This is a genomic window from Streptomyces sp. RFCAC02, assembly GCF_004193175.1.
Lineage (GTDB): Bacteria > Actinomycetota > Actinomycetes > Streptomycetales > Streptomycetaceae > Streptomyces.
In genome coordinates this window covers 1,536,915-1,563,400 of the sequence record NZ_SAUH01000001.1, presented here as the reverse complement: position 1 = coordinate 1,563,400, position 26,486 = coordinate 1,536,915, and the positions used below count along the sequence as shown (strand labels likewise).

At 74.2% G+C, this 26,486-nt stretch carries 23 protein-coding genes; 15 read left to right on the top strand and 8 right to left on the bottom strand.

Annotated features, from left to right (window positions below):
• Nucleotides 1-76 precede the first annotated feature (76 nt).
• The gene (locus tag EMA09_RS07125) at nt 77-973 is read left to right on the top strand and encodes a LysR family transcriptional regulator (RefSeq protein ID WP_129839962.1); all 897 of its coding nucleotides are present in this window, start codon (nt 77-79) and stop codon (nt 971-973) included.
• Here the strand turns inward: EMA09_RS07125 and nirD are convergent.
• The 3 genes from nirD to EMA09_RS07110 form a co-directional block, all read right to left on the bottom strand.
• On the bottom strand, nt 948-1,292 hold the full coding sequence (nirD, locus tag EMA09_RS07120) for a nitrite reductase small subunit NirD (protein WP_129839960.1): 345 nt from the start codon (nt 1,290-1,292) through the stop codon (nt 948-950). The genes EMA09_RS07125 and nirD overlap by 26 nt on opposite strands.
• A complete protein-coding gene (nirB, locus tag EMA09_RS07115; protein WP_240796637.1) occupies nt 1,289-3,847 on the bottom strand; it encodes a nitrite reductase large subunit NirB in 2,559 nt (852 codons plus the stop codon). Before nirB ends, nirD begins: the two co-directional genes overlap by 4 nt.
• Before the next feature lie 86 nt (nt 3,848-3,933).
• Entirely contained in the window at nt 3,934-5,184 is a 1,251-nt protein-coding gene (locus tag EMA09_RS07110; protein WP_129839956.1) for an FAD-dependent oxidoreductase, read from the bottom strand.
• A gap of 183 nt (nt 5,185-5,367) precedes the next feature.
• On the opposite strand from EMA09_RS07110, the gene EMA09_RS07105 reads away from it, so the two are divergent.
• The 5 genes from EMA09_RS07105 (at nt 5,368) to EMA09_RS07085 (ending at nt 10,875) form a co-directional block, all read left to right on the top strand.
• Entirely contained in the window at nt 5,368-5,838 is a 471-nt protein-coding gene (locus EMA09_RS07105) for a MarR family transcriptional regulator (protein WP_129839954.1), read from the top strand.
• Complete coding sequence (locus EMA09_RS07100; RefSeq protein ID WP_129839952.1) at nt 5,835-7,559, top strand: MFS transporter; 1,725 nt, start codon at nt 5,835-5,837, stop codon at nt 7,557-7,559. Before EMA09_RS07105 ends, EMA09_RS07100 begins: the two co-directional genes overlap by 4 nt.
• Nucleotides 7,560-7,659: 100 nt before the next feature.
• A complete protein-coding gene (locus EMA09_RS07095) occupies nt 7,660-8,325 on the top strand; it encodes an SIMPL domain-containing protein (RefSeq protein WP_129839950.1) in 666 nt (221 codons plus the stop codon).
• 280 nt (nt 8,326-8,605) lie between these two features.
• Nucleotides 8,606-9,802: an ATP-binding protein gene (locus tag EMA09_RS07090; protein ID WP_240796277.1), complete on the top strand. Its 1,197-nt coding sequence runs from the start codon at nt 8,606-8,608 to the stop codon at nt 9,800-9,802.
• On the top strand, nt 9,799-10,875 hold the full coding sequence (locus tag EMA09_RS07085; RefSeq protein WP_129839946.1) for an AAA family ATPase: 1,077 nt from the start codon (nt 9,799-9,801) through the stop codon (nt 10,873-10,875). Before EMA09_RS07090 ends, EMA09_RS07085 begins: the two co-directional genes overlap by 4 nt.
• 68 nt (nt 10,876-10,943) lie before the next feature.
• On the opposite strand, the gene EMA09_RS07080 is transcribed toward EMA09_RS07085, so the two are convergent.
• Nucleotides 10,944-11,594, bottom strand: coding sequence for a GNAT family N-acetyltransferase (locus EMA09_RS07080; RefSeq protein WP_129839944.1), 651 nt, complete (start codon nt 11,592-11,594; stop codon nt 10,944-10,946).
• 64 nt (nt 11,595-11,658) lie between these two features.
• Between EMA09_RS07080 and EMA09_RS07075 the strand changes: the two genes are divergently transcribed.
• Nucleotides 11,659-12,684: an AraC family transcriptional regulator gene (locus EMA09_RS07075; protein ID WP_129839942.1), complete on the top strand. Its 1,026-nt coding sequence runs from the start codon at nt 11,659-11,661 to the stop codon at nt 12,682-12,684.
• Here the strand turns inward: EMA09_RS07075 and EMA09_RS07070 are convergent.
• On the bottom strand, nt 12,651-13,022 hold the full coding sequence (locus tag EMA09_RS07070; RefSeq protein WP_129839940.1) for a cupin: 372 nt from the start codon (nt 13,020-13,022) through the stop codon (nt 12,651-12,653). The two genes, EMA09_RS07075 and EMA09_RS07070, sit on opposite strands and share 34 nt — an antisense overlap.
• A gap of 72 nt (nt 13,023-13,094) precedes the next feature.
• Nucleotides 13,095-15,269, bottom strand: coding sequence for a molybdopterin oxidoreductase family protein (locus EMA09_RS07065; RefSeq protein ID WP_129839938.1), 2,175 nt, complete (start codon nt 15,267-15,269; stop codon nt 13,095-13,097).
• A gap of 161 nt (nt 15,270-15,430) precedes the next feature.
• Here EMA09_RS07065 and EMA09_RS07060 point away from each other — a divergent pair, with 161 nt between their 5' ends.
• Both EMA09_RS07060 and EMA09_RS07055 read left to right on the top strand, forming a co-directional pair.
• Nucleotides 15,431-16,171, top strand: coding sequence for a sirohydrochlorin chelatase (locus EMA09_RS07060; RefSeq protein WP_129839936.1), 741 nt, complete (start codon nt 15,431-15,433; stop codon nt 16,169-16,171).
• A gap of 21 nt (nt 16,172-16,192) precedes the next feature.
• A complete protein-coding gene (locus EMA09_RS07055) occupies nt 16,193-16,846 on the top strand; it encodes a hypothetical protein (RefSeq protein WP_129839934.1) in 654 nt (217 codons plus the stop codon).
• Between the two features lie 157 nt (nt 16,847-17,003).
• Here EMA09_RS07055 and EMA09_RS07050 read toward each other — a convergent pair whose 3' ends face one another.
• Nucleotides 17,004-17,870, bottom strand: coding sequence for an NAD(P)H-binding protein (locus tag EMA09_RS07050; RefSeq protein ID WP_129843886.1), 867 nt, complete (start codon nt 17,868-17,870; stop codon nt 17,004-17,006).
• 87 nt (nt 17,871-17,957) lie between these two features.
• Between EMA09_RS07050 and EMA09_RS07045 the strand changes: the two genes are divergently transcribed.
• The 3 genes from EMA09_RS07045 to EMA09_RS07035 all read left to right on the top strand — a co-directional run bounded on the left by EMA09_RS07045 (nt 17,958) and on the right by EMA09_RS07035 (nt 21,288).
• On the top strand, nt 17,958-18,380 hold the full coding sequence (locus tag EMA09_RS07045) for a helix-turn-helix domain-containing protein (RefSeq protein ID WP_129839932.1): 423 nt from the start codon (nt 17,958-17,960) through the stop codon (nt 18,378-18,380).
• Nucleotides 18,381-18,543: 163 nt separating this feature from the next.
• Nucleotides 18,544-19,848, top strand: a complete 1,305-nt coding sequence (locus tag EMA09_RS07040) for a deoxyguanosinetriphosphate triphosphohydrolase (protein WP_129839929.1) — start codon at nt 18,544-18,546, stop codon at nt 19,846-19,848.
• 132 nt (nt 19,849-19,980) lie between these two features.
• Nucleotides 19,981-21,288: an FAD-dependent oxidoreductase gene (locus EMA09_RS07035; RefSeq protein WP_129839928.1), complete on the top strand. Its 1,308-nt coding sequence runs from the start codon at nt 19,981-19,983 to the stop codon at nt 21,286-21,288.
• A gap of 19 nt (nt 21,289-21,307) precedes the next feature.
• On the opposite strand, the gene EMA09_RS07030 is transcribed toward EMA09_RS07035, so the two are convergent.
• A complete protein-coding gene (locus EMA09_RS07030; protein WP_129839925.1) occupies nt 21,308-21,487 on the bottom strand; it encodes a hypothetical protein in 180 nt (59 codons plus the stop codon).
• 382 nt (nt 21,488-21,869) lie between these two features.
• Here EMA09_RS07030 and EMA09_RS07025 point away from each other — a divergent pair, with 382 nt between their 5' ends.
• The 3 genes from EMA09_RS07025 (at nt 21,870) to dnaG (ending at nt 26,404) form a co-directional block, all read left to right on the top strand.
• Nucleotides 21,870-22,316: a GNAT family N-acetyltransferase gene (locus EMA09_RS07025; protein WP_129839923.1), complete on the top strand. Its 447-nt coding sequence runs from the start codon at nt 21,870-21,872 to the stop codon at nt 22,314-22,316.
• A gap of 111 nt (nt 22,317-22,427) precedes the next feature.
• Nucleotides 22,428-24,173 carry a pyruvate dehydrogenase gene (locus EMA09_RS07020; RefSeq protein ID WP_129839921.1) on the top strand — a complete coding sequence of 582 codons (1,746 nt, stop codon included), beginning with the start codon at nt 22,428-22,430 and terminating at the stop codon, nt 24,171-24,173.
• Between the two features lie 251 nt (nt 24,174-24,424).
• On the top strand, nt 24,425-26,404 hold the full coding sequence (gene dnaG, locus EMA09_RS07015) for a DNA primase (RefSeq protein WP_129839919.1): 1,980 nt from the start codon (nt 24,425-24,427) through the stop codon (nt 26,402-26,404).
• The last annotated feature ends 82 nt before the right edge of the window (nt 26,405-26,486 follow it).

Here is a 26,486-nt window from a genome sequence, read left to right as displayed (position 1 = left end):
GCTGACGTTCCCCAGTCAACCGGCGGCCGGCCGCCGGCTGAAGGACCGATCCGAGCCCCACTGATACCGTGCGGGTATGAGTGATCTGGAGGTCAGGCAGCTCAGGTACTTCGTCGCCGTGGCCGAGGAACTCCACTTCGGGCGGGCGGCGGAACGGCTCGGCATGGCGCAGCCCCCGCTGTCCCGCGCGATCCGCGAACTGGAGCGGCAGCTCGGCGTCGCGCTGCTGGAGCGCACGACGCGCCGGGTCGCCCTCACCCCGGCCGGCGAGACCCTGCTGCGCGACGCCAGGACGGCACTCGACGCGGTGACGGCCGCCGCCCGGCGCGCCCGGCGGGCCGGGCAGCCGGAGCCCGCGCTGCGGCTGGCCCTGAAGGCCGACTACGACGGCGGGCTGCTGCCCGCCGTCCTCGCCGCCTACCGGGAGGAGACGGCCGCCCTCCCCGTGGACCTCGTGCTCGGCGGCCCCGGGCAGCAGGAACCGGCGCTGCGCGACGGCCGCGCCGATGTCGCGCTGCTGCCCCGCCCGTTCGACGAGGACGGGCTCGACATGGAGCCGTTCTGGACGGAGCCGCGCCTCCTCGCGGTCGCGGCGGGCGACCCGCTGGCCGCGCGGACGGACCTGTGCCTGGCGGACCTCGGGGGGCGCGTCCAGCCGAACGGGCGCCCCGCGGACCGGGAGGGCCTGTCCTCGCCCGCCGCGGTGGCCCGGCGGCGTCCGCTGGACCTGGCGCAGATCTTCAACCTGGTCGAACTGGGCGGCGCCGTCTGGTTCGTCCCCGAGTCGATCGCCCGCCGCCACCCGCGCCCCGGCATCGCGCTGCGGCCCGTCACGGACCTGCCGCCGCTCACCCTCGCCCTGGCCTGGCCGCGGGAGTCGCGCTCACCCGCCGTCGCGGCGTTCGTCCGCGCGGCCGGCGCCGTCGCCGCGGCGGCGGGCGCGTCCGTCAGGCCGGTGCCGCGCGGGTCGTGAAGGTCGCCACCGAGCGCGCCGGGTCCGGGTCGTCCAGGCACGCGCCCGTGATCAGGTCGAACCGCTGCTTGAGCAGCGGGGAGGCCACGAACGGCGTGCCGTCCGCCGTCCCGAGGAGGCCGCGGGACAGGACGGAGGCCCCCGTGAACGGGTCGCGGTTGTCGATGGCCCAGGTGTTCCCGTGGCGGTCGAGGAAGATCGCCGCCTGCCCGCCGTCCGGCAGCAGCGCCGCCACGCCCCGGCCGGGCGTGAGGTGCGTACGGTCGCAGACCGGGAGCCAGGAGCCGTCGGCCAGGCGGAGTTCGAGCGTCGTCGTCACGGTGCGGTCACCCTCTCGTCGGCGGCGCGCTCGGCGGTCCGCCGGTCCGTGATGGTCAACAGGGTCAGGTCGGGGCGGATCTGCTCGCGCTCGGGCGTGAACGAGATCGTCGGGTCGGGCGTGCCGGGCGCGTTCACGAACGACACGAACCGCCGCAGCCGCTCCGGGTCGTTCAAGGTCTCGGCCCACTCGTCGCGGTAGTTCGCGACGTGCGCGGTCATCAGCGACTCCAGCTCGTCGCAGATGCCGAGGGAGTCGTGCACCACGACATCCGTCACGTGGTCGAGCCCCATCCGCTCCAGCCAGACCGAGGTGCGCTCCAGACGGTCGGCGGTGCGGATGTAGAACATGAGGAACCGGTCGATCAGCCGCACCAGTTCGGCGTCCGACAGGTCCTGCGCCAGCAGGTCGGCGTGGCGCGGGGTGGCGCCGCCGTTGCCGCCGACGTACAGGTTCCAGCCGTTGGCCGTCGCGATGACGCCGAAGTCCTTGCCCATCGCCTCGGCGCACTCGCGCGCGCAGCCGGAGACGGCCGACTTCAGCTTGTGCGGCGACCGCAGGCCCCGGTAGCGCAGCTCCAGGTCGATGGCCATGCGCACGCTGTCCTGCACGCCGTAGCGGCACCACGTCGAGCCGACGCACGACTTCACCGTCCGCAGCGCCTTGCCGTACGCGTGACCCGACTCGAACCCGGCGGCCACGAGCCGCGCCCAGATCACCGGCAGTTGGTCCACGCTGGCGCCGAACAGGTCGATCCGCTGGCCGCCCGTGATCTTCGTGTAGAGCCCGAAGTCCCGGGCCACCTCGCCGATCACGATCAGCTTCTCCGGCGTGATCTCGCCGCCCGGGATGCGCGGGACGATCGAGTACGACCCGTTGCGCTGGAGGTTGGCGAGGAAGTGATCGTTCGTGTCCTGCAGCGCGGCCTGCTCGCCGTCCAGGACATAGCCCTCGGCGCCGATCGCCGGGGCGAGGGACGCGATGATCGACGCGACCGCCGGCTTGCACACCTCGCACCCGTCGCCGCCGCGCGCCTCCGGACGGCCGTGCCCGTCGAGCAGGGCGCGGTAGGACGTGACGCGCAGCGCGAGGACGATCTCGTACAGCTCCTGCCGGGTCTGCGCGAAGCAGCCGCACAGGCCCGTGTCCACCTCGACGCCCGCCGCCGTCAGCTCGTCGTTGACGAGCTGGCCCAGCACCTTGACGCAGCTCCCGCAGCCGGTGCCCGCCCTCGTGCAGCCCTTCACCTCGGGGACGGTCGTGCAGCCCCGCTCGGACACGGCGGCGCGGATCGCGCCCTTGGTGACGTTGTGGCAGCTGCAGACGACCGCCTCGTCCGGCAGGGCCGCCGGGCCGAGCGCGGCGGGCGGGGCGAGCCCGGCGGGCAGCACGAGCTGGTCGGGGGACGCGGGCGGCACCGTACCGGTGAGCGGGCGCAGCAGCCCGTACGACTCCGCGTCGCCGACGAGGACGCCGCCGAGCAGCGTGCCGTCCTGCCCGATCACGAGCTTGCGGTAGATCCCGGCGCGCGAGTCGGCGTACACGACGTCCAGGCAGCCCTCGGCCCGGCCGTGCGCGTCGCCGAAGGACGCCACGTCCACGCCGAGCAGCTTCAGCTTGGTGGAGGTGTCGGCGCCGGTGAACGGGGCCGGCGTGCGCCGCGCGATCGCGTCGGCCGCCGTCCGCGCCATCTCGTAGCCGGGCGCGACCAGGCCGTACACCATGCCGTCGGCGGCGCGGGCGCACTCGCCGATCGCGTACACGTCCGGGTCGGTGGTGGTGCGGCACAGCTCGTTCACGACGACGCCGCCGCGCTCGCCGATCTCGAGACCCGCCGCGCGGGCCAGGTCGTCGCGCGGGCGGACACCGGCCGAGAAGACGACCATCCCGGCCGGCACGGTCGAGCCGTCCGACAGGACGATGCCGGTGACGGCGCCCGCCGCGTCGGTCGTGATCTCCTGGCCGCCGACGCCCGTGTGCACCTCGACGCCCAGGCCCTCGACGGCGCGCCGCAGCGCCGTGCCGCCGCCGTCGTCCACCTGGACGGCCATCAGGCGCGGCGCGAACTCCACGACGTGCGTGTCGAGACCCAGGCCCTTCAGCGCGCCGGCCGCCTCAAGACCGAGGAGCCCGCCGCCGACGACCACGCCGGTGCCGACCGTCGCCGCGTGCGCCTCGATCGCCCTGACGTCCTCGATGGTGCGGTAGACGAAGCAGCCGTCCGCGTCGTGGCCCGGCACCGGCGGGACGAACGGGTAGGAGCCGGTCGCGAGGACCAGCGCGTCGTAGCGGAACACCGCGCCGGATGCCGCCGTCACCGTGCGGGCCGCCCGGTCGACGGCCGTCGCGGGGTCGCCGACGCGCAGCTCGATGCCGTGCTCCGCCATGAAGCCGTCCGGCACGAGCGACAGCTCGTCCACCGCCGTGCCGGAGAAGTAGGAGGTGAGGTGCACCCGGTCGTACGCGGGCCGCGGCTCCTCGCACAGGACGACGACGCGCGACGTGCGGGTCGTGCCCAGCTCGGCGAGCCGTTCCAGGAACTTCTGGCCCACCATGCCGTGGCCGATCAGCACGATCACGGGCCTGCCGTCCGCCCCGGGGGCAAGGTCGGGGCTCGCTGTGCGGCGTGCGGTGGTCATGGTCAGCACCCTCCGTCGTGGGTCAGCAGGTGGAGCAGGGGGGCGGTCGCGGGCAGCGCCTCGTCGGCCTCCCAGGCGCGGGCCAGGGACCCGACGCCGCCGAGGTCGCCGACGAGGACCCCGCCGCGCAGCCGGTCGTCGCGGACGACCAGGGCGCGGTAGGCGCCGCGCGTGGCGTCGTCCAGCCGCACCACGTCGTCGGGGGGGCCTGCGACGGGGCGGCCGAACGCGGCCAGGTCGAACGGCGCGGGGCCGTCCGGCAGGGTCAGTCGGACGAGCGCCCGCGTCCCGGCGTACCGGGCGTGCGGCGCGCCGCGCAGGATGTCGGCGAGGACGTCCGCCTGGTCCTGGGCGGCACCGGCCAGGCCGTAGGAGACGCCCGCGTGCTCGGCGCAGTCGCCGATGGCGTGGATCGCCGGGTCGCTCGTGGTGAGGCGGTCGTCCACCGTGACGCCGCCGGTCGCGCCGGTGGCGAGGCCCGCGTCCCGTGCGAGGCCCGCGCGGGGGCGGACGCCGCAGGCGAGGACGACGAGGTCGGCGGGGAGCTCGTAGCCGTCGGCGAGGCGCACGCCGCGCACCGCGCCGCCGTCGCCGGTGAGCAGCCCGCGCACCGCGCACTCGGTGTGGACCTCGACGCCGGCGCCGGCCAGGTGCGCTGCCAGCAGGCCGGCGGCGGCGGGGTCGAGGTGGCGGTCGAGGAGGTGCTCGCCGCGCTGCGCGAGGAACACGCGGGCGCCGCGCCGGGCCAGCGCCGCGGCGGCGAGGACGCCGAGCAGTCCGCCGCCGATGACGACGGCGGACGCGTCCGGCCGGGCGTCGAGGACGCCGCCGAGCGCGCGGCAGTCGTCCAGCGTGCGGAAGGCCCGTACGCCCTCGGGCAGGCCGCCGCCGGGCAGGCGCAGGCCGGTGAGGGGCGGCAGGACGGGGTTCGCGCCGGTGGCGAGGACCAGGGTGTCGTACGGCTCGGGCGCGCCGTCGTCGTCGCGGAGCACGAGGCGCCGGTCGCGGTCGATGCGCGCGGCGCGCACGCCGGCGTGCCAGGTGACGCCGTCCGCCGGTCCGGGGAGGGCGATCACGTCGGCGGGGTAGCGGCCGGCGAGCACGTCGGCGAGGAGGACGCGGTTGTAGGCGGGGTGGGGTTCCTCGGCGAGGACGGTCACGCGGGCGGCGGGCGCGAGCCGCGCCGCGAGGCGGGCGCCCGCGGGGCCGCCGCCGATGATCACGACGCGTCGCGCCGTCTCCGTTCCGCTCATGCCATCGAGAGTGCGGGGGCGCTGTTACCCGGCCGCATCACGGCCGTTTCCCGGGGGCAACGCTGCCCTCAGCGCGGGGCAGGCGCGGCTGTGAGCGGGCGCGGCCTGGGGCGTTCTGTGAGCTGGGTCGCCCTTCCCTGTTTTGTTCTTCCACTAAACATAAGCTAGTGATATAAAAGGCTTATGGATTTTCCTCGGGAGACCGCGACCGCGCTGGAGCAGGTGCTCCGCCTCTTCCGGCGGATCAACCCGCCGAGCGACCTGTCGCTGACCGCCGCCGCGACCCTCGCGGCACTCGACCACGGCGGCCCCCGCCGCCTCACCGAGCTGGCCACCGGCCAGGGCGTCACGCAACCCGCCATGTCGCAGCTCGTCTCCCGGCTGCAGGACGCCGGCTACGCCGACCGCGCCCCCGACCCCACCGACGGCCGGGTCGTCCTCGTCGGCATCACCGACGCCGGCCGCGACCTGCTGGCCCGCCGCAGGGACCGGCGCGCGGAACTGCTCGGCGTCCTGCTCGACCGCCTCACCCCCGAGGAGCGCGCCGCCCTGCGCGCCGCGCTCCCGGCGGTGGAGAGACTGACGCGGCTCGGCCTGGAAGATCCGCGCACCGTCCCCACACCCGAGAAGCACACTCCTGGAGCACGCTCATGAGTGGCCCCTCCACAGGGCAGTCAGCGGCGGCACCGGCCGTCAACCCGTTCAAGCAGCCGAAGGCCGTCTTCGCCGTCGCCTTCGCCTGCGTCGTCTCCTTCATGGGCATCGGGCTCGTCGACCCGATCCTGCCGGCCATCTCCGAGGACCTGGACGCGACGCCCAGCCAGGTGACGATGCTGTTCACCAGCTACCTCGTCGTCACCGCCGTCGCCATGCTCGTCACCGGCTGGGTCTCCAGCCGCATCGGCGCCAAGAAGACCCTCATCGTCGGCCTCGCGATCATCGTCGTGTTCGCCGCGCTCGCCGGCGCGTCCGGCAGCGTCGACGGCATCGTCGGCTTCCGCGCCGGCTGGGGCGTCGGCAACGCCCTGTTCATCGCCACCTCCCTCGCCGTCATCGTGGCGTCGGCGAGCGGCGGCTTCGTCGGCGCGATCGTCCTGTACGAGACGGCGCTCGGTGTCGGCATCGCCGTCGGCCCCCTGCTGGGCGGCCTGCTGGGCGAGGTGAGCTGGCGCGGCCCGTTCTTCGGCGTCGCCGTCCTCATGGCCATCGCCCTCCTCGCCACCGTCGTCCTCGTCGAACCCCTCCCCAAGCCGGCGAAGAAGACCAGCCTCGTGGCCCCGCTCGCCGCCCTGCGGCACCGCGGCCTGCTCACCCTGTCCCTGACCGCGCTCTGCTACAACTGGGCGTTCTTCACCCTGCTCGGCTACGCCCCGTTCCCCATGGAACTGGGCGCCATCCAGCTCGGCTTCGTCTTCACCGGGTGGGGCGCGCTGGTCGCCCTCTTCTCCGTCTTCGGCGCCCCGTGGCTCCAGCGGAAGCTCGGCCTCGCCCGCACCCTGTACGCGAACCTCACGCTGTTCGCCGTCGTCATGGCCGCCATCGCGATCTGGGTGAACGACAAGCCCGCCCTCATCGCGCTCGTCATCGTGGCCGGTGTCTTCTGCGGCGTGAACAACACCGTCACCACCCAGGCCGTCATGACGGTCTCCCCGGTGGAACGGCCCGTGGCGTCCGCCGCGTACGGCTTCGTCCGCTTCATCGGCGGCGGCCTCGCCCCGTACTTCGCGGGCAAGATGGTGGACAACTTCAACATCCACGTGCCGTTCTACGTCGGCGCCGGGGCGCTCCTCCTCGGCGTCGCCATCCTCGCCACCGCCCACGAGCTGCTGGGCAGGGCCGAGGCCGCGCAGGCCGCCGAGGCCGGCGGGCACGGCGCCCCGGCCGCCGAGGAGGCCACCCCGGCCGCGGCCGCCCCGGCCGGCGACGGCGTCATCGTCGCGGCCGTGGACGGCTCGCCGCTGGGCGCCGAGGTCGCCGCGCGGGCCGGGCGCCTCGCCCGCCTGAACGGCCGCGCCGTCCACGTCCTGCACGCCCGTGAACTCGGCTTCGGCGACGGCACGGCGGCCGAGAGCGAGGACGCGGCCGCCGCCGAGGCGCTGGTCCGGCGGCAGGTCGAGCGCCTGCGCGCCGACCTCGTCCCGGCCACCGGGCACGTCCTCGGCGACGCGGCCGACCACGGCGCGGTCGGCCGCATGATCGCCGAGTACGCCGACCGCGCCGGCGCCCGCGCCATCGTCATCGGCGCGCCGACGCACGGCGGGCTGCCCGCCCTGATGGACGCGAGCGCCAGCCGCGAGCTGTGGCGCCACGCGCGGTGCGACATCCACATCGTCAACCCGGCCGCCACCCGGCCCGCGGTGCACGAAGTGGCCTGACGCACCGGCACGGCACCGCGCGGCGGCCGGCGGCACCCCCCGGAGGGGCCGCCGGCCGCCGCGCGTTCCCGTTGTCGTACCCACCTGCTTGTATGGGGGCATGAACGGCATCACTTCCGCCCCGGGCGGTCACGGAGGCGTCACCGTCCACGGCACGGGCACCGTCCGCGCCGTCCCGGACCTGGCGCGCGTCAACCTGTCGATCCGGCAGACGCGGCAGGAGCCGTCCGAAGCCTTCCGGGAGACGCACGCGCTCGTCGCCCTGATACGCCAGGTGGTGCGCGGCCACGGCGTGCCGGACGACGCGGTCGCCACCTCCCGCCTCAACCTGCGCTCCTCCTGGAGCTACGGGCAGGACCGCCGCTTCCTCGGCTACGAGTGCGCGGCGTCGTTCGCCGTCGAGGTGCGGGACCTCGACCTGCTCGAACCGCTCCTCGTCCAGGTCGTCGACGCGGGCGCGCACCAGATCGACGGGGTCACCTTCGACGTGGCCGCCCGCGGCGAGCTCCAGTCCCGCGCCCGCCGCTCCGCCGTCGCCGACGCGCGTGCGAAGGCCGAGCTGTACGCCGAGGCCGCAGGGGCGCGGCTCGGCGCGGTCACCGCCATCGAGGACCGCGACCCGGCGGTGCCGCCCTCCGGCTACGGCGCCATGACGCGCTCCGCCGCCCCCGCACAGCCGGGCGGCCCCGGCGGCGAGGGCGACCTGATACCCGGCCGTCTGACGATCCGTTCCTCGGTGACCGCGACGTTCGCACTCCTCGTCTGACGCCCCGGGGCGACGACGCCGGGCCGGGTCAGCGCGCGGAGAAGTCCCGCAGCACAGGCAGGAAGTCGGTGGCCCGTCGGCCCTGAGACGGTCGTCGGCTCGGGCTCGTGCGGATGAGGCTCTCCGGTTCGGTGACGGCGGGTGCCGGCTCGACGACCCTCGTGCGACCTGGCCGGCATGGCTCCGGGGGATGTGGACGGGCCGACGGGTGGCTCGCGAGCCCGGGAGCCGTTGTTCCGGCCTCCGGCCGACGTGGGGGTCGGCACGGCAGAATGGTGCCGTGAGCGATGAAGACGTGGATCTGGCCGACCTGCTGGGAACCCAGGAGTCGGCCTGCCTCGAGTTCAAGAGCAGTCCCAAGCGCGAGGGCAGGCGGGGCGACGCCATCGGCCACGCGGTGTGCGCCATGGCCAATGACCTGAGTGGTCGTGGCGGGGGTGACATCCTCGTGGGAGTGGACGACAAAGGTATGCCCGTCGACGACATCGATCTGAGCGATCGCGCGCTTCTCCAGCTCACCGAGATACGGGACTCCGGCCTCATTCTCGATCGCCCGTCCCTCTCGGTTGAGCGGGCCGTCTACCGAGGCAAACCCGTCATCCGGCTCCACGTGGCCGCGTCCGCGACGCCGCCGGTGCGATACGACGGCGTTGTGTGGGTTCGCCCCGGCCCCACCACGCGTAAGGCCAACCGGGAGGACGAGCGGGTCCTCTCGGAGCGCCGACGTACCCAAGACCGTCCTTTCGATACGCGCCCGATGGAACTGGCCCGCGTCGATGACCTGGACCTGGACCTGTTCCAGCAGTCATATTTGCCTTCCATGGTCGATCCGGACGTCATCGAGGAGAACGGCCGCCCCATCGATCTTCAGCTCTCCTCGCTCCACCTCATGACCCACAGCGGCACGCCGACCGTGCTGGGTCTGTTGGTCGTCGGACTCGATCCCGCCGGTCATGTACCCGGAGCGTACGTCCAGTTCGTGCGCTACCAGGGCGTTGACCTCGATGCCCCGATCGTCGATGAGCAGGAGCTTCGGCAGAATCTGGTAGGACTCTCCGCACGTCTGGAACCCCTCCTGCGGAGCAATCTGCGCACGAGGCTTGTGGAGGACGGCTTCCGGGAGACGCCCCGACCGGACTATCCGCTGGAGGCACTGCGTGAGCTCTGCATGAACGCGCTCATGCACCGGAACTATGAGACGTCCTACGCGCCGACCCGGATCGTCTGGTTCGACGACCGAATCGAGATCACCAATCCTGGCGGACCGTTCGGGCAGGTCCGGGACGACAACTTCGACCGTGTCACCGATTACCGCAATCCGTCCCTGGCAGCCGCGATGAAAGGGCTTGGGTATGTGAACCGGTTCGGCCGGGGTATCGGGCGGGTGAGAAGGGCGCTGGAGGACAACGGGAATCCGCCCGCCGAGTTCCAGGTGGATGCTTCCTCGTGGGTTGTCGTGCTCAGGAGGGCCGTATGACATCGATTGCGTTGTTCAACAACAAGGGAGGCGTGGGAAAGACCACCCTCACCTACCACCTGGCGCACATGATCCGGCGTCTCGGTCCGAGTGTTCTCGCCATCGACCTGGATCCACAGGCGAACCTCACCTCCATGTGCCTGGATGAGACGGAGATCGAAGAGCTCTGGGAAAATCCTTCCGAGCTCATCGATCAAGGCGCGGTACCGGCGGGCCTCCCCGGGATCGGACGCGTTCGCAGCGGACAGACCATCGCCGATGCCGTCCGTCCCATCCTCGAAGGGGTGGGCGACATCGGGGCTGTCGAGCCCGTCAGGCTCCGGCCCGGCCTCTGGTTGCTGCCCGGCAGCCTCGATCTCAGCCGCTTCGAGGACAAACTGTCCAACGAATGGTCTCGTGCCTATGCGGGAGACGTCGCAGCCATCCGTACATCGACAGCTTTCCATCGGATCATGGAGCAGGCGGCGAAGGCCGTGGACGCGGATGTCGTGCTGATCGACATCGGCCCCAACCTGGGAGCCATCAACCGAGCCGCATTGATTTCAGCCGACACCGTACTGATGCCATTGGCCGCGGACCTGTTCTCGCTCAAGGGCCTCAGCAACCTGGGACCGACACTGCGCCAGTGGCGCGCTGACTGGCAACAGCTTGTGCTTCCCCGGGTGCCGCAGAACATCTCTGCACCCCAAGCCGATATGCGTCCCCTCGGATACGTGATCATGCAGCCGGAGATGCGGCTGGATCGACCGGTCAAGGCGTACGAACGGTGGCTCAAGAGAATTCCCTGGGTCTACTCCTCGGCAGTTCTCGACGAGACCCGGCCCACCCGCGAGGACGACCGCCATCGCATCGCGACCTTGCGGAATTACCGGAGCCTGATGCCTCTGGCGCACGACGCAAGGAAGCCGATGTTCGATCTGAAGCCGGCAGACGGAGCCCTGGGCAGCACTCAGCAGTACGTGAAGACCTGCTACAAGGAGTTCCGGACACTGTCCCGCGAGGTGCTCGCGCGGATCGGCGAGCCCTTGGATGAGGTCCGGCCACCGGCACCGGCCGGCCCGAGCCGGCTTTGACTCCTTTACGACGGATCGTCAGTGCCTTCGGCGGGCCGGTGTGCCGGGGCACCGGCCGCGCCCTGTGGTCAGTGGTGCTCCGTCGACGGTCCCTCCGGGCCGAGTGCGCCCTCGGGGACGGTGAGGCCGCCCGGCCGTTCCGCGATGGTGGCCAGGTCCCGCTGCATCAGCACGGTGTCGAGCCACCGTCCGTGCTTGTGCCCGACCGCGCGCAGCCGGCCCGCCTCCGTGAAACCGAGCCGGCGGTGCAGTGCCGGGGACGCGTCGCTCCCCGAGTCCGCGATGACGGCGACGATCTGGCGGACCCCGGCCCGCTCGCACCCCTCGACCAGCGCCGTCAGCAGGGCACGGCCGAGCCCGAGCCCGGTGCGGTCGGGCGCGAGGTAGATGCTGTTCTCGACGGTGTGCCGGTAGGCGGGCTGCGGGCGCCAGGGTCCTGCGTACGCGAATCCGGCGACGGCCCCGTTCATCTCCACCACGAGGAACGGCAGGCCGTGCGCGGCCGTGTCCGCCATCTTCCGGCGCCACTCCGTCGTCGTGAGGGGCTCCTCCCTGAAGGTGACGAGGGTCGAGACGACGTAGTGCGCGAAGATCGCCGTGATGGGGAACGCGTCGTCCGGCTCGGCCGGGCGGATCACCGGGGCCGCCGACCGGCCCGGTGCCGCAGGCCGGGGCGGCACGTGCGGAGTGGCGGTGGCGGGGTCGCTGTCGGCATGCATGCCTCCGACGCTACCGTGCCGCGCGCGGCCCGTGATTGTCGCCCGTTCGGGCTACTCTCCCGCCATGGAAATCGAACACCTGCCCGGCGCCGCGCTGGGCAGTCTTCTCGACGGCCCGCGTGCCCGTGGCGCGTTCCTGATGCGGGCGGTGCTGCGCCCCCCGTGGTGCGTGGCCGTGCGTGACGAGGCGCCGCTGACCGTCATCAGCGTGGTACGCGGCAGCGCGTGCGTCCACCCGCAGGGTGCGGGAGGCGTCGAACCGCTGACGGCGGGGGAACTGGCGCTCGTGCGCGGCCCCGCGCCCTACACCGTGGCCGACGACCCGGCGACCGAGCCGCAGGCCACGATCCGCCCGGGCGGGTGCAGCGTCGCCGCCGACGGCACCGACCTGTGCGAGGAGATGGACCTCGGTGTCAGGACATGGGGGAACACCCCGGACGGCGACGGGCCGACCGTCCTGCTGATCGGCACCTACCGGCTGCGCGGCGACCTCACCGGCCGCCTCCGGGATGCGCTGCCGCGCGTGCTGCCGCTGCGCCGCCACGCCTTCGACTCGCCGCTGCCCGCCCTGCTCGACGCGGAGATCCGCAGGGACGCGCCGGGCCAGGAGGTCGTCCTCGACCGGCTCCTCGACCTCCTCGTGATCGAGGCCCTGCGCACCTGGTACGCCAGCCCCGGCGCCGACGCGCCGCCCGGGGCGCACGCGCACAGCGATCCAGCGGTGGCGCGGGCGCTGCGGCTCCTGCACGACCATCCCGCGCACCCCTGGACGGTCGCCGGCCTGGCGGCCAAGGCCGGCGTCTCCCGGGCGGCGCTGGCACGGCGGTTCACCGCGCTGGTGGGGGAGCCGCCGATGACGTACCTGACCGGCCGGCGGCTGGGGATGGCGGCCGACCTGCTGCGCGAGCCGGACGCCACGCTGGACTCGGTCGCGCGGCGCGTCGGGTACGGCAGCGGTTTCGCCCTGAGCACGGCGTTCAAGCGGGAACGCGGCGTCCGTCCGAGTGAACACCGCGCGCAGGGACTCTCACCGACCGAGGGCGTTCCCCCCGGACCTCACGCTGTGTCCGGTTCTCTGCGGGTGTCGTAGACGACGACCGGTTCGGGGGTGGCCGTCACCGCGGTCATGAGGACGACGGACTCGTGCACCGCCGTGAGGGTGTGTCTGCTGTGCGGGACCTGCATGATGTGCCCCGCCTCCAAGTCCGCCGCCACACCGTCCGAGGCGACCAGCCTGACCCGGCCCCGCAGGATCTGGATGCTCGACGCGGGCGGCGCGTCGTGCTCCTCCAGCACCGACCCGGCGGTCAGCGCGATCACGCTCTGGCGCAGCGGCCCGTCGCGCAGGAACAGATGGGCGCTGCGCCCGTGGTCCGCGTCACGGGCCAGTGCCAGGTGCTCGTCGGCCAGCTCGGTGATGTCCTCCATCTCTCCATGCTGCCCCGGGAACGCCGCCCCGCAACTCGGGAATCACCGGACGCGCCCCTCACGTCACATCTGTCACACACGCCCCGCGGGTACCGCTTCCCCGGGCACCGCGCGGTCCGCCGCCGGCTTCGCGGCGACCCGCTCCACGCGCACCGCGCACACCTTGAACTCCGGCATCCGCGACGTCGGGTCGAGCGCCGGGTTCGTCACCGTGTTGGCCCGCCCCTCGCCAGGCCAGTGGAACGGCATGAACACCGTGTCCGGCCGGATGTCCGCGCTGATCCGCGCCGGCGCCACCGCACGCCCCCGCCGCGACACCACGGCGAGCGGTTCGCCGTCCACCGCGCCGAGCCGCTCCGCGAGCCGCGGGTGGACCTGCACGAACGGACCGGGCGCCGCCGCGTTCAGCTCGGCGACCCGCCGGGTCTGCGCGCCCGACTGGTACTGCGCCAGGACCCGTCCGGTCGTCAGCAGCAGCGGGTACTCCGCGCACGGCTCCTCCGCCGACGGCCGGTGGCTCACCGGCGCGAACCGCGCCCGCCCGTCCGGCGTCGCGAACCGGTCGAGGAACAGCCGCGGCGTCCCCGGGTGCCCCGGCTCGGGACACGGCCAGAACACCCCGTCCTCCGCCGCGATCCGGTCGTACGAGATGCCCGCGTAGTCGGCGACGCCGCCCGCCGACGCCCGCCGCAGCTCCGCGAACACCTCCTCCGCCACCACCGGGAACCCCGTCGCGTGCCCGAGGCGCGCGGCCAGCCCGTTCAGCACGTCGAGATCGCTGCGGCACCCGGGCGGCGCGTCCACCGCCTTGCGCCGCAGCAGCACCCGCCCCTCCAGATTGGTCAGCGTCCCCGTCTCCTCCGCCCACTGCGTCACGGGCAGGACCACGTCCGCCAGCCGCGCCGACTCCGACAGGACCACGTCGCACACGGCGAGGAAGTCCAGGGACCGCATCCGTTCCTCGATGTGCGCGGCGCGCGGCGCGGAGACGACCGGGTTCGACCCCATCAGCAGCAGCGCCCGCACCCCGTCGGGCGTGTCGCGGCCGAGGGCGTCCAGCAGCTCGTACGCGCTGCGCCCGGGACCCGGCAGCGACGCCGGGTCCACGCCCCACACACCGGCGACGTGCGCGCGGGCGGCCGGGTCGGCGAGGGACCGGTAGCCGGGGAGCTGGTCCGCCTTCTGCCCGTGCTCGCGCCCGCCCTGCCCGTTGCCCTGCCCGGTGAGGCAGCCGTACCCGGAGTACGGCCGGCCCGCCCGCCCGGTCGCCAGGCACAGGTTGATCCACGCGCCGACGGTGTCGGTGCCCTTCGACTGCTGTTCGGGGCCGCGCGCCGTGAGGACCATCGCGGCCTCCGGCTCGCAGAACATGCGGACGGCCTCCCGCAGCCGCGGCACGGGCACGCCGGTCACGCGTTCGACCAGTTCCGGCCAGTGCGCCATGGCGGCGGCGCGGGCCTCGGGCCAGCCGGTGGTCCGCTCCCGCACATAGCCCTCGTCGACCCTGCCCTCGGCGACGACGAGGTGGAGCAGCCCGAGCGCCAGCGCCAGGTCGGTCCCGGGGCGGGGCGCGAGGTGCAGGTCGGCCTGCTCGGCGGTCCTGGTGCGGCGCGGATCGACGACGATCAGGGTGCCGCCGTTCGCCCTCAGCTCGGTGAGGTACCGCAGCGCCGGCGGCATCGTCTCGGCCGGGTTGGATCCGACGAGGACGACGCAGCCGGTGCGCGGGATGTCGGCCAGCGGGAACGGCAGGCCGCGGTCGAGCCCGAACGCCCGGTTGCCCGCCGCCGCGGCCGACGACATGCAGAACCGCCCGTTGTAGTCGATCTGCGAGGTGCCGAGCACCACCCGCGCGAACTTCCCGAGCGCGTACGCCTTCTCGTTCGTCAGCCCGCCGCCGCCGAACACACCGACGGCGTCCGGGCCGTGCCGGTCGCGCACGCCCGCGAGCCCCGCGGCCACGCGGTCCAGCGCCTCCGGCCAGGACGCGGGGCGCAGCGCGCCGCCCGGAGTGTCGCGCACCAGCGGCTCGGTGAGGCGGGCACCGGCCGCGAGCACGGCGGGCGCGTTCTGGCCCTTCCCGCACAGGGCGCCGCGGTTTACGTCGAACGACTCGCGCGGCACCACGTCGAGCCCCGTGCCGTTCCGCCGCAGGCCCATCCCGCACTGCAGGGCGCAGTACGGGCAGTGCGTGGGCGTGACGGTCCCGGCGGTTGTGGTCGAGGTCACTGCGGTGTCGGCGCTCATGGCGCCATCGTGCGACGGGCGTGTTACGTGCGTGGAGCACCGGGAGTTACGCCCCCGGTGCGGTCGCCTCAGCCTCCGGGGTCCCGGGGCGTGAGGAACGGCACGGTCATTCGTGACTTGTCCGCAATACGTCCGAAACGCGCCGGGCGCACGCTGGCCGCATGAAGCCCGTCCGTCACGCCGCCGCCCCGCCGACGCTCGTCGCCGTCGCGCACGGGTCGCCCGACCCGCGCGCCCGCCAGACCATCCGCACCCTCGTGCGTCTCGTCGCCGCGATGCGGACCGGGCTGCGCGTCGAACTGGGCCACCTGGAGACGGACGAGCCGCTGCTCACCGACACGCTGGCCCGGCTGCGCGGCGACGCGGTGCTCGTACCGCTGCTGTTCAGCCGCGGCTACCACGTCAAGCACGACATCCCGTCGGTCGTCGCGGACGCCGCGCACCTCTCGGTCACGACGGCGGGCTGCCTCGGGCCGCACCCGCTGCTGGCCGAGGCCCTGCACAGCCGGCTGATCGAGGCGGGCTACCGGCCCGGCAGCGCGGTCGTCCTGGCGGCGGCCGGCTCGCGCGACCCCGAGTCGGCGGCGGGCACGGAGTACACGGCGCAGATGCTGTCGGCGCGGCTGGGCGGTGTCCCGGTGGTGCCGGCGTACGCGTCGGCCGCGGCGCCGACGGTGGGGGAGGCCGTCGAATCGCTGCGGGCGCGCGGCTGGCGCGATATCGCGATGGCCTCGTGCTTCACGGCCCCCGGCCTGTTCGCGACACGCTGCGCGGACGCGGCACCGGGCGTGGTGGCCCGCCCGCTGGGCAGCCACCCCGCGCTGGCCCGGCTGCTGCTGCACCGCTACGACCAGGCGCGGGGCGTACGGAGCACCGATCTGCCGCTGGCGGCGACCGCCTGACGCGGCGGTAGCGTCGTCCGGGTGAACATCGATCTCATCCACGACGTGCCCGACGGCCTGAGCCGGCGGGCACGGTCGTTCATCGGCGTCCACGGCGTCAGGGCCGGCGTCCGGCCCGTGGAGCAGCGCAGGCCGTGGTGGCTGGAGCGGGGAGTCCCCGCGGCGGTGATCGACCGGATGGCGGCGTACCAGAGGAGGTGGGGCGGTCTGGTCCTGCCGCCCGCGTCGCAGTACGAGGGCGGCCCCAAGTGCCTCGATCCGGACGGCCCCGAACCGGACGCGGGCGGATGGTGGTTCGAAGCCGGGACGCAGCGGACCGCCGTGCCCTACGGGTTCATGATCAGCCCGTCCGGTGAGTTCGGGATCCACGGGGACAGGTGGGTGCCGCTGCACGCGACCGTCGACGGCTGGGTGGAGGCGCTCGCCCTCACCCACCACGCGGCCATGTGGGCGCGGGGGATCACCAAGCTGTTCGGCGACGCCGTGGACGGCATCGACCTGGCCGGCTTCGAACCGGTGCGCGAGACGAGGGGCGTCGCCGACACCTGGTGGCGGGGCGCGGACTCCCTGGTGGTGCTTTACACCGGGGAGGCGGAACTGTACGACCACCCCGGGAGCCGCTGCGCGCTGATCTACTCGGGACTCGACGAGTGGGGCCTGCACGGCGGCACCTGACTCCGCGAACCCCGGCTCCTGGCCACGGCCGGTGCGGGCTCGGCGCTTCCCACCGGACCGGAGCCGAGGGCGAACCGGGCGCCCACCAGGTCGCGGAACGGCGCGTCAGGGGGGCGCCGGCCGCAGCCCGCTGCCGCGCGCCGTCGGTGTCCGGCACTCATCCGAGCACGGATCCCGTTGCGGGCCGCGCGCCGTCGGCCGATGTCCGGCCGCGCCCCGGCCGTGTGGCGGCGGCGACCGCGACGGCCGCGGTCAGGGGGTCGCGGGCCGGCCGGTCGAGGATGTCGGTGAGGTCGGGGCCCGTGCCGTCCAGGAAGCCGTGCCGGACGCCGGTCGCGATCGAGAGGAGCATGGGCGGCTGGAACGGCAGCAGTCCCGGCACGTCGTTCAGGAGCCTGCGCCGCAGCTCGCCCAGGCCGATCGTTTGGTGCGGGACGCCGAGCCGTTCGGCCACGTCCGCCGCCGTGATCGGCGTGCCGGTCAGGTCGTAGGTGCGGCCGCTGTGCCGTGCCGGGTCCGCCGCGACGACCGCGGCGGCCTCGGCGAGGTCCGCGCGGGTCACGGCGGCCAGGGCGCCGTCGCCGAACGCGGACTCCACCCCGTCGCCGGCCCACATCAGCAGCCCGCCGAAGAGTTCGGCGTACAGGCCGTTGCGCAGGATCGTCCACGGCAGGCCGCAGGCCCGCACGAGCCGTTCCGTCGCGCGGTGCGCCAGTGCGAAGCCGAGGTGGTCGCCCGCGCCGGTCAGGCTGGTGTAGACGACATGCCGGACGCCGTCGCGGACAGCGGCGTGCAGGACGGCCGCATGTCGCCCGACGACCCGGTCGTCCTCGGCCTCGCCGGCGGAGATCAGCACCAGGGTCGCCACCCCGGCGAGGTCGATGCCGGCGGGGTCGTCGAAGTCGAGCCGCCGCATCCCTTCCTTTGGGCTGCGGCTGCCGCCCGTCGCGGGCGCGCCGCGGGTACGCAGCGCCGCGAGAGTGGCCGAGCCGAGGTTCCCGCTCGCGCCGGTCACCAGGATCATGTCAGTCACGGATCTCCCCTTGTGGTTCTCTTCGGTAACTGGGCTGATCCTCATCCGCCCGCGTACCGCCGACAAGGAGGCAGTTCGATGTCACCCACGCACACGGAAGTAACCGCCCGGCCCGCCGGCGTCGGACCGTGCGGCCGCGCTGAACACCCGGACTGCGGCATCCGCGAGGTCCTGGACCGCATCGGCGACAAGTGGTCGGTGCTCGTGATCGTCGAACTCGCCGGCGGGCCGCGCCGCTTCCGGGAACTGCAACGGGCCATCGACGGCATCTCCCAGCGCATGCTCACCCTCACCGTCCGCAGGCTGGAGCGCGACGGACTCGTCGTCCGCACCGTCTACCCGACCGTCCCCGCCCAGGTCGACTACCGCCTGACGGAGACCGGGGCCGGCCTCACCCACCTGGTCAGGGCGCTCGCCGACTGGTCCCTCGCGCACCGCGACGTCATCGCCGAGGCACGGCACCGGTACGACCTGGCGCATCCCGGCCACGACATCCGGTAACAGGGACCGCCGCCGGCCACGCCGGGGCCGGGTCTTCCATGGCGTGGCGCCGTCGTGGTGGCCGGAAAGGACAGCATCGCGGGGCGTCGGCCGGCGGCACGGTCACGAGCGCGGAAGGCCGGGTTCCACCGGTGATGTCGGTGGTCGCGGTTACCGTCGAGTCATGCACACCGAACCGCACGGCGGCAGCCCGTACGGTGCGGCCGACGCCGCCCGGTTCGATCCCGAGCCGGACAAGCGGCCCGGCCGCACCGCCTTCCAGCGCGACCGTGCCCGCGTCCAGCACTCGGCCGCCCTGCGCCGGCTCGCCGGCAAGACGCAGATACTCACCCCCGACCCCGCAGCCGCCGGCGACCCCGCAGCCGACCTCGCGCCCCGCACCCGGCTCACGCACTCCCTCGAATGCGCCCAGATCGGCCGCGACCTCGGCGCCGCCTTCGGCTGCGACCCGGACATCGTGGAGGCCGCCTGCCTGGCGCACGACCTCGGCCACCCCCCGTTCGGCCACAACGGCGAACGCGCCCTCGACCGCATCGCCGCGCCCTGCGGCGGCTTCGAGGGCAACGCCCAGTCACTCCGCCTCCTCACCCGCCTCGAACCCAAGCGGTTCGCCCAGCACGACGGCGGCCGCCCCGTCGGCCTCAACCTCACCCGCGCCACCCTCGACGCCGCCACCAAGTACCCCTGGCCGCGCGGCGGCCACCCCACCGACCCCGCGTCGCCCAAGTTCGGCGTGTACGGGGACGACCTCGCCGTCTTCACCTGGCTGCGCGCCGGCGCCCCGCCCGCGACCCGCTGCTTCGAGGCGCAGGTCATGGACTGGTCCGACGACATCGCCTACTCCGTCCACGACCTGGAGGACGCCTTCCGCGCCGGCCACCTCGCCCCCGGCGCCCTGCGCTCGTCACCCGAGCGGGAGGCCGTCTTCGCCGTCGCCGCCCGCCGCTACGCGCCCGCCGGCACCGCACCGGCCGCCCTCGCCGACGCCCTCGACCGGCTCGTCGCACAGGACTGGTGGCCCACCGCCTACGACGGCACCGCCCTCGCCCAGGCCCGCCTGAAGAACACGACCAGCCAGCTCATCGGCCGGTTCTGCCTCGCCGCCGAACGGGCCACGCGCGTCCGCCACGGACCGGGACCCCTCCGCCGGTACGCCGCCGCGCTCGTCGTGCCGCTGCCCACCCGCCTCGAATGCGCCGTCGTGAAGGCCGTCGCCGACGTCCACGTCATGCAGCGGCCCGAACTGGAACGCCTCCGCATCCGCCAGCGCGCCCTGCTGACCGAGCTGGGCGAGGCGCTGCTGGCCCACGCCCCCGACGGCCTCGACCCCCAGTACCGCGCCCTCCACCTCGCCGCCGGCTCCGACACCGCCCGCCTGCGCGTCGTCGTCGACCAGATCGCCGCCCTCACCGACGCGTCAGCCCGCGCCCTCCACGCGCGGCTCACGCGCTCCCGCCCCACCTCCTGACCGGACGCGCGCCCGCGCGCGCCGCGAGCACGCCGCGTACCCCCTCACCTCTCGCCCTCTTCCGTGAACACCCCAGGTGAGGCAGGCTCTTGAGCCGGCGTTCGACGCCACTCGTGTACTGGAGGTGCGTGTATGGACGGAACCAGGACCGGCGCGAGCCACGCCGGCGGCGGTCACCGGACGTTCCTGATCGTCGGCGGCGGACTCGCCGGGGCCAAGGCCGCCCAGGCGCTGCGCGACGAGGGCTTCGCCGGCCGTGTCATCCTCGTCGGCGACGAGCACGAGGAGCCGTACGAACGCCCGCCGCTCTCCAAGGACTACCTCACCGGCCGCGCCACCCGCCGCAGCGTCTACGTCCACGAGCCGAGCTGGTACGCGCGCCACCGCGTCGAACTCCACCTCGGCCAGCCCGCCGTCGCCATCGACCGGGAGGCCCGCGAGGTCCGCCTCGGCGACGGCACCCGCCTGCCGTACGACGCGCTGCTCCTCGCCACCGGCGCCGAGCCGCGCCGCCTCGGCATCCCCGGCACCGACCTCGCCGGCGTCCACCACCTGCGGCGCCTCGCGCACGCCGACCACCTGCGCGGCGCCCTCACCGGCCGCGCCGCCCCGCGCGACGGCGACGCGCCGCTGGTCGTCGCGGGCGCGGGCTGGATCGGTCTCGAAGTGGCCGCCGCAGCCCGCACGCTGGGCGTGCCGGTGACGGTCGTGGAGCCGGCCCCGGCACCGCTGTACGGCGTCCTCGGCCCGGAGGTGGGCGAGGCCATCGCGGCCGTGCACCGCGAGCACGGGGTGACGTTCCGCTTCGGCACGCGGCTCGCGGAGATCACCGGGCGCGACGGCATGGTCGCCGGCGTCACCACCGAGGCGGGCGAGACGCTGCCGGCGCGCGCCGTCCTGGCCGCGATCGGCGCCGCGCCCCGCACCACCCTGGCCGCCTCGGCCGGCCTCGCCCTCGCCGACGGCCCGGGCGGCGGTGTCGCCGTCGACGCGTCGCTGCGCACCAGTGACCCGCACGTCTTCGCGGCGGGTGACGTCGCCGCCGTCGTGCGGCCCGGCGACGGCGGTCACCGGCGCGTCGAGCACTGGGCGAACGCCCTCAACTCGGGACCCGCCGCCGCCCGCGCGATGCTGGGCCGCGAGGTGACGTACGACCGCGTGCCGTACTTCTTCTCCGACCAGTACGACCTCGGTATCGAGTACTCCGGCTGGGCGCCCCCCGGCGGCTACGACCGGGTCGTGTGGCGCGGCGACGTCGCGAAGCGGACGTTCTGCGCGTTCTGGCTGGACGGCGCCCGCCGCGTCCTGGCCGGCATGACCGTGAACGTGTGGGACCTCACGGACACCGTGCAGGCGCTGATCCGCTCCGGCCGGCCCGCCGACCCGGACGCCCTGGCGGACGCGGAGACGCCCCTGGCCGAGCTGCTGCCCCCGGCCTGACGGCCCGCGCGGGGCGGGCTCACTGCCCGTCCCCGCCGAGGTCGAGGAGGGCGAAGCCGCCGCCCCCGCAGTCCCCGCAGGCAGCGCCGTCCCGGCTGCCGCTGCCGTGACAGCGGGGGCACAGGCCGTCGTGCCAGGTGGTGCCGTCCAGGGCGTGGTGCGGCCCCGGGTAGTGCGTGTCCGGCAGGACGCACTCCACCCGCGTGCGGGCATGGCGGCGTCCGCACAAGTCACTGCCCGCCGGCCGATGCCGTTCCCCGCGCATCATCGCCCTCCACCCTGGTCCCGATCGGGCCGCCACCGCGCGGCGGCCACCGCGGGGCCACCGTACTGGCCGGGTCGGACAATCACGGGCCGGAGGACGGCGAAGTGCCCCGGCGCCGGGCGACTGGGGGCACCACCCGATCCGCCCCCTTCACCGCGTCGATGGGGCCGGGGCGACCGGTTGGACCGGCGCCCCCCAGGACGGCGGACCCGTCGGAGGAAACCGGCCCGGCGGTCGGCCGCGTGACGGCGGTGGCCGGTACGCGCCGGCGTACGCCGCCACGGGTGGGCCGTCGCGCCCGGATTACGCTGCCCCCATGCCGATACGCACCGCCACCGTCCCCCTCGACACGATCTTCGACCTGCGCTGGTCCGTGCTGCGGCCGGGGCTGCCGCGCGAGACGGCCGCGTTCCCCGAGGACGCCCGCGAGGACACGTTCCACCTCGCAGCCCACGACGGCGACGACCCCCGCGTCCTGGCCTGCATCACGCTCTTCCCGGACGCCCACCCCCTCGGCACGGCGGCGTACCGGTTCCGCGGCATGGCCAGCGCCCCCGAGGCGCGCGGCCTCGGCTACGGCCACGCCGTCCTCGCGGCGGCGACGGCCGAGGCGGCCGCCCGCGGCTGCGACCTGCTGTGGTGCAACGGCCGCGTCGCCGCCCGCGCCTTCTACGAACGCCAGGGGTACGAGGTCGTCGGCGACGAGTTCGACCTGGAGGGCGTGGGGCCGCACCACGTGTTCGCCCGCCGCCTCGCCCCCTGACCCGCCCGGACGCCGCCGGGCTGCGGGACCGTCCCCGACCGGGCAGCATGACGCGTGCTGCCCGTTTTCATACACTTTCGGGCCGCGTCCTTCCGGAGAGGTGCGTGGGCGATGGCGAAGCAGACCGTTGCGGAACAGTTCGTGGACACCCTCGTGCGCTGCGGCGTGCGGCACCTCTACGGCGTGGTCGGCGACAGCCTCAACCCGGTCGTCGACGCCGTCCGCCGCACCTCCGGCATCTCCTGGGTCCAGGTGCGGCACGAGGAGACCGCCGCCTTCGCCGCCGGCGCCGAGGCGCAGCTCACCGGGCGCCTCGCCGCCTGCGCGGGATCCTGCGGACCGGGCAACCTGCACCTGATCAACGGCCTGTACGACGCCCACCGTTCCATGGCGCCGGTCCTCGCGCTCGCGTCCCACATCCCCAGCTCCGAGATCGGCACCAGCTACTTCCAGGAGACGCACCCGGACCGCCTGTTCCGCGACTGCAGCCACTACAGCGAGCTGATCTCCAACCCGCGCCAGATGCCGCGCGTGCTCCAGACCGCGATCCAGCACGCCGTGGGACGCGGCGGCGTCAGCGTCGTCGCGCTGCCCGGCGACATCGCCGCCGAGCAGGTGCCCGAGCGCGCCGAGGAGCACGCCCTCGTCACCTCGCGGCCGTCCGTCCGCCCGTCCGACGCGCAGATCGACGCCCTCGCCCGCATGGTGGACGACGCCCGCCGCGTCACCCTCTTCTGCGGCAGCGGCACGGCGGGGGCGCACGCCGAGGTGATGGAGTTCGCGGGCCGCGTGAAGGCGCCCGTCGGGCACGCGCTGCGCGGCAAGGAGTGGATCCAGTACGACAACCCGTACGACGTGGGGATGAGCGGCCTCCTCGGCTACGGCGCGGCGTACGAGGCGACCCACGAGTGCGACCTGCTGATCCTCCTCGGCACGGACTTCCCGTACAACGCCTTCCTGCCGCACGGCGACGTGCGCATCGTGCAGGTCGACGTGCGCGCCGAGCACCTCGGCCGCCGCTCCACGCTCGACCTCGCCGTGTGGGGCGACGTGAAGGAGACGCTGCGGTGCCTGACGCCGCGCGTGAAGGAGAAGAGCGACCGCAGATTCCTCGACCGGATGCTGAAGAAGCACAAGGAGACGCTGGAGGGCGTCGTCTCCGCGTACACCAAAAAGGTCGAGAAGCGCACGCCGATCCACCCGGAGTACGTGGCGGCCGTGCTGGACGACGAGGCGGCGGACGACGCCGTGTTCACCGTGGACACGGGCATGTGCAACGTGTGGGCCGCGCGCTACCTGACGCCGAACGGACGGCGGCGCGTCATCGGCTCGTTCTCGCACGGCTCGATGGCGAACGCGCTGCCCCAGGCGATCGGCGCGCAGTTCATCGACCCCAAGCGGCAGGTCGTGACGCTGTCGGGGGACGGCGGGTTCTCCATGCTGATGGGCGACTTCCTGACCCTCGTCCAGTACGAGCTGCCGGTGAAGGTCGTCCTGTTCAACAACTCGTCGCTCGGCATGGTGGAGCTGGAGATGATGGTCTCCGGCCTGCCCGCGCACGGCACGACGTACCGCAACCCGAGCTTCGCCGCGATCGCCGAGGCGGCGGGCGTGCACGCGCAGCGGGTCGAGAAGCCGAAGGACGTGCGCGGGGCGCTGCGCTCGGCGTTCAAGCACAAGGGGCCGGCCCTCGTCGAGGTGATCACCGACCCCAACGCGCTGTCGATCCCGCCGAAGATCAAGGCGGAGATGGTGACGGGCTTCGCGCTGTCGGCGAGCAAGGTGGTCCTGGAGGGCGGCGTGGGCCGCATGCTCCAGATGGCCCGCTCGAACATCCGCAACATCCCGCGCCCCTAGGGCCTGTCCGGCGGATCTTGCCTGTCTCGCGACGCCGGCTACGGCACCTCGCTGCGTTGCCGTATCGCGCGAATACGGTCGGGTATGAGCTGCGATCCGGCGCCTTGCGATGCACCGCATCCGACGCCGCGAGCCGCGCCAAGATCCGCCGGACAGACCCTAGAGCCCTGCCTCAACCGCTCGAACGACCCTCCCGCCCCCGCGGCGGGCGGGGGCGGGGTGGTGTCGTGGGGCCGCCGTAGACTTCTCGTGTGGCGGGCAGGATCAATGACGAGGACGTGAAGGCAGTACGGGACGCGGTCCCGATCGACGCCGTCGTGTCCGAGTACCTGCAGCTCAGGCCCGCCGGCGGCGGCAATCTCAAAGGGCTGTGCCCCTTCCACGACGAGAAGTCCCCCTCCTTCCAGGTGAGCCCCAGCAAGGGCCTGTACCACTGCTTCGGCTGCCAGGAGGGCGGCGACACCCTCGGCTTCGTCATGAAGATCGAGCACCTGTCGTTCGCCGAGGCCGTCGAGCGGCTCGCCGCCCAGGCCGGCATCACCCTCCGCTACGAGCAGGGCGGGTACAGCCCCGGCCGCCAGCAGGGCGAGCGGACCCGTCTCGTCGAGGTCCACAAGGTCGCCGCCCAGTACTACACCGAGCAGCTCGGCTCGCCCGAGGCGGAGATCGGCCGCCGGTTCCTCGGTGAGCGCGGTTTCGACGCGGCGGCGGCCGAGCACTTCGGCGTCGGGTACGCCCCGGCCGGCTGGGACCACCTGGTGCGGTTCCTGCGGGGGCGCGGCTTCACCGACCGCGAGCTGCTCCAGTCCGGTGTGGCGCAGGACGGCAGGCGTGGCCCGATCGACCGGTTCAGGGGGCGGCTGATCTGGCCGATCCGCGACATCACCGGCGAGGTCGTCGGCTTCGGCGCCCGCCGCCTGCGCGACGACGACAACGGCCCCAAGTACCTCAACACCCCCGAGACGCCGATCTACCGCAAGTCCCAGGTGCTCTACGGCATCGACCTGGCCAAGCGGGACATCGCGAAGACGAACCGCGCGGTCGTCGTCGAGGGGTACACGGACGTCATGGCGTGCCACCTCGCCGGCGTCACCACGGCCATCGCCACCTGCGGCACCGCGTTCGGCGGCGACCATGTCAAGATCCTGCGGCGCCTGCTGATGGACAGCTCGAGCGCCCACAGCGCGGGCGAGGTCGTCTTCACCTTCGACGGGGACGCCGCCGGGCAGAAGGCGGCGCTGCGGGCGTTCGAGGACGACCAGAAGTTCGCCGCGCACACCTTCATCGCCGTCTCGCCAGGCAACATGGACCCCTGCGAGCTGCGGCTCGCCCAGGGCGACGAGGCCGTCCGCGACCTGGTCGAGAACCGCTCGCCCCTGTTCGACTTCGCGATCAGGTCGATCGTCTCCCGGCACAACCTGGACACGGCCGAGGGGCGGTCGGCCGCCCTGGACTTCGCCGGGCCGCTCGTCGCGCAGATCAAGGACAGCGCCATCCAGCACGAGTACGCCGTCCGGCTCGCCGGGCTCGTCGGCATCCCGGACGAGCGGTTCGTCGTACGGCGCGTGGGCCAGCTCGCGCAGTGGCGCCGGCAGCGCGCCGCGGCCGGAGCCCCGGCGAACGCCCCGGCCCACGCCGGTGCCCGCGCCGCCGCGCCGCCGCCCGGGCGCGGCCCCGCGCCCGCGCAGGACGAGGCCGGCCCGCCGCGCCCCCGCACCGGCGGCCCCCCGCTGAACCTGCGCAGCCCCGCCCTGCTGGAGGAGCGGGAGCTGCTCAAGGTCGCTCTCCAGTTCCCGCAGCTCGTGGCGCCCGCGTTCGACGCGTACGGCGAGGACGAGTTCACCGCCGCCCCGTACGCCGTGGTGCGGCGCGCCATCCTCGACGCCGGCGGCGTCAGCGGCGCGGGGGACGAGGACGGCGGCGACTTCCTGGCCCGCGTGCGCGACGCCGCCCCCGACGACACCGTCCGCGTCCTCGTCAACGAACTGGCCGTCGAACCGCTGAACATGCCGCGCCGCCGCCGCGCCGAGGCCGACGTGTACGCGGGCAAGCGTCTCGTCCAGGTCCGGCTGGCCGCCGTGGACCGCCGGCTGCGCGACCTGGAGTCCGCCGCCCGCCGCGCCGAGGCCCAGGCGGGCAACGCCGAGGCGGCCGGCGAGATCCGCGCCGAGGCGTGGACCCTGGAGCAGTACCGCACGGCGCTCCGCGAACGGGGCGTCGCCGCCCTCTGACCGCCGCTGACCGGGCGCGGTGGACGCGGTGCGCGCCGGTGCTCCGCGCCGTCCCGCGCAGAAAGTCCGCGCACACCCCTCG